This is a genomic window from Candidatus Cloacimonadaceae bacterium (assembly GCA_030693415.1).
In the GTDB taxonomy this organism is placed as follows: Bacteria; Cloacimonadota; Cloacimonadia; order Cloacimonadales; family Cloacimonadaceae; genus JAUYAR01.
Genome location: JAUYAR010000026.1, coordinates 1 through 2,282, shown reverse-complemented (window position 1 = coordinate 2,282; position 2,282 = coordinate 1). Strand labels below are relative to the sequence as shown.

Sequence of the window (2,282 nt, the reverse complement as noted above, 5' to 3'; positions counted from 1 at the left end):
CCGGGATCGGTATCACTTACCTTTCCTCATCAGCTCGGTTAGTTCAATCGCCCTGCGACCAACCTGCTTTGCCCACTTGGATGCCAGCATGCCATTGGCAGCCCGTTTCCAATCCCCCGCAGCTATGTATGCCAAGGTGTTATTAAATTCAAGCAAGCCACCAATACCCAGGTTGAAACACATGTTCAGCAGCACAGACTTACGTACTTCATCCAAACCATTGTATATCTCAGGAATCTCATCCAAAAGCTGTCTCTCGCAGTTCTGGATATTATTCTCCAAGAGCAGATAAGCTTCTGTTTGGGAGATCCCACAGTCATCGAGATTGCGACCAATTCCGATAGTCAGCTTGCCTGCGGTGCAACGGTATGGCTTGAGCCGCAGACCTTTTTGTCTAACCAGTTGTTCTTTGATGCGTTCCAGTAGCTTGGTTTCCATTGTATCTCCTTGCGAGTAGTATTGAATACTCTATCCAGTGCAAGGAAGTCACTACCCTGTATTAACACAAATACGGATAGGTAAGGATGAGACAGAAAACATAAATGTCAGATTGTGCTTGCTTTTTGTTATCTACCGATTAATTATTAGTGGACGGTCCTTTACATTATCATCAACATCTGAGGTTCCAAAAAATACGTGGATCCCGTTTCAAGGATGAAGTTGGATTTTGCTGGAGTGATGTAACATCTAACTGATTATTCCGCAAGATCACAAGGAACAATAAGATTAACAACATTGTAAACCTGAAAGATAAATTGTCGAGTAGCTCTGAGACCTTAGGTTATAGTTAATGGAATTGCCATAGACCTAGGGTCTGAAAGCCTCGACAATATGAAGTGTTTAAAAAAAATAGATAATGTGAGGTGCCCTGATGAATAGACCGATTCATCTTATTGCGATTATAATAGTATTGTGGTTGATTTGCAGCTTAGTACAAGCTCAGAGTGGGTATGTGTATACGCAAGATCTCAATTCCTCGTATGCTTCCAGGTCAATTTATGTCTGTTCTGACAACAGTGTGGTAGTATTGGGCAATTCGGATGATCTTGAAGAGTTTCATTATATGTCTATTGCCATTACTAAGCTCGATCCTCAGGGTAATCTGCTCTGGAGACGTTATATATATCCGGGGGGGGGGGGTACTTTTATATCAATAACAGGCGTTGATATAGATATGGATGACAAGGTGACCTTTATTATCACGTGTTTTGCAGGCAGTATAATTCAATTGGGGACGATAAACAGTATAGGAGTAATAAATTTCCTATCAAATCCAATAGAAATTTCTTTAATGGGAATAACGTTCAATAAAGCGTTACGCACCCAAAACAATGAAATAATCGCGGTAGGTAAGGCATCACAGAATTACGATGTATCGTCTGCATGTTATTTTCGTTTTTCCGCTTCGGGAGATACACTTTGCACTGCTTTCTGGCCAGTGGATCAGGGTAGTCAGTATCTTGAAGCTGAAGCACACGATCTGGCTTTTATGGATAATGGCAATTTTCTGATTACCTGTTCATTACACACAAGTTTAGGATCAATTATAGAAGTTGATGAAAATGGAGAGATTGTTAACAGGATTAATGTCCCAGATAATTATATGAATGGGTATTCGTGCCTGGCTTTAGGGCGTAGCAACAACGATGGATCTCATTTACTTGCTAGCTCATTCGGATTCTTTCCTAATGTGATGGTCAAGGTTTTCCGTATATTAGGCTCTGAATTGATTTTCTTATTCGATATTGACAATAACGTTCTCGAAAATGTTTCGTCAATGTTTACGTATCAAAATGGCATTTATATCTGTGGGTACGCTTTCAATGGCGCATTAGTCAATCTCTCTTTCTCCGGCGAGTTAACCTGGACATGGTATCATCAAGGAGAGAATTTATGTCCCTATATTGGGGATGGATTCGGTTCTCCGTCAACAGCATTGCTTGGTCTTGATTCACAGGGCTGTGTATATTGGGCATGGGGTAACTCTGGGCAGCAAGTTATTATCAAGCTACTACCTAATGGGCAGGTGCCTGTGGAGGATGAAGTACAAACCCCATCGGTGAATAAGATAATAGCTAATCCCAATCCGATGAAAAACCACGTCAACATAAAAATAGTGCAAGATGATCAGATGATTCGTAGAGACTGTTCAAAAACCATCACCATTCTACGCTGCTTTACCAGAGCACTTGGAGAATAAGTGGTCTAAGTGCTTCCAATTCACATTTTCTTGACAGATTTGGGAGATGTTTAAGTTGGCAATCAGCGATTGCTCATGCATG

2 protein-coding genes are annotated in these 2,282 nt (G+C 41.0%); one reads left to right on the top strand and one right to left on the bottom strand.

Annotation, left to right across the window (positions count from 1 at the left end; all coding sequences use genetic code 11):
- Positions 1 to 12 precede the first annotated feature (12 nt).
- Positions 13 to 438, bottom strand: a complete 426-nt coding sequence (locus tag Q8M98_01900) for a glycoside hydrolase family protein (protein ID MDP3113507.1) — start codon at positions 436 to 438, stop codon at positions 13 to 15.
- A gap of 433 nt (positions 439 to 871) precedes the next feature.
- On the opposite strand from Q8M98_01900, the gene Q8M98_01895 reads away from it, so the two are divergent.
- Positions 872 to 2,200, top strand: coding sequence for a hypothetical protein (locus Q8M98_01895; protein ID MDP3113506.1), 1,329 nt, complete (start codon positions 872 to 874; stop codon positions 2,198 to 2,200).
- The last annotated feature ends 82 nt before the right edge of the window (positions 2,201 to 2,282 follow it).

What these genes read in the sequence shown, in the direction of transcription:
- Q8M98_01900 (MDP3113507.1), bottom strand. Translation starts at nt 438, where the DNA reads ATGGAAACCAAGCTACTGGAACGCATCAAAGAACAACTGGTTAGACAA.
- Q8M98_01895 (MDP3113506.1), top strand. Translation starts at nt 872, where the DNA reads ATGAATAGACCGATTCATCTTATTGCGATTATAATAGTATTGTGGTTG.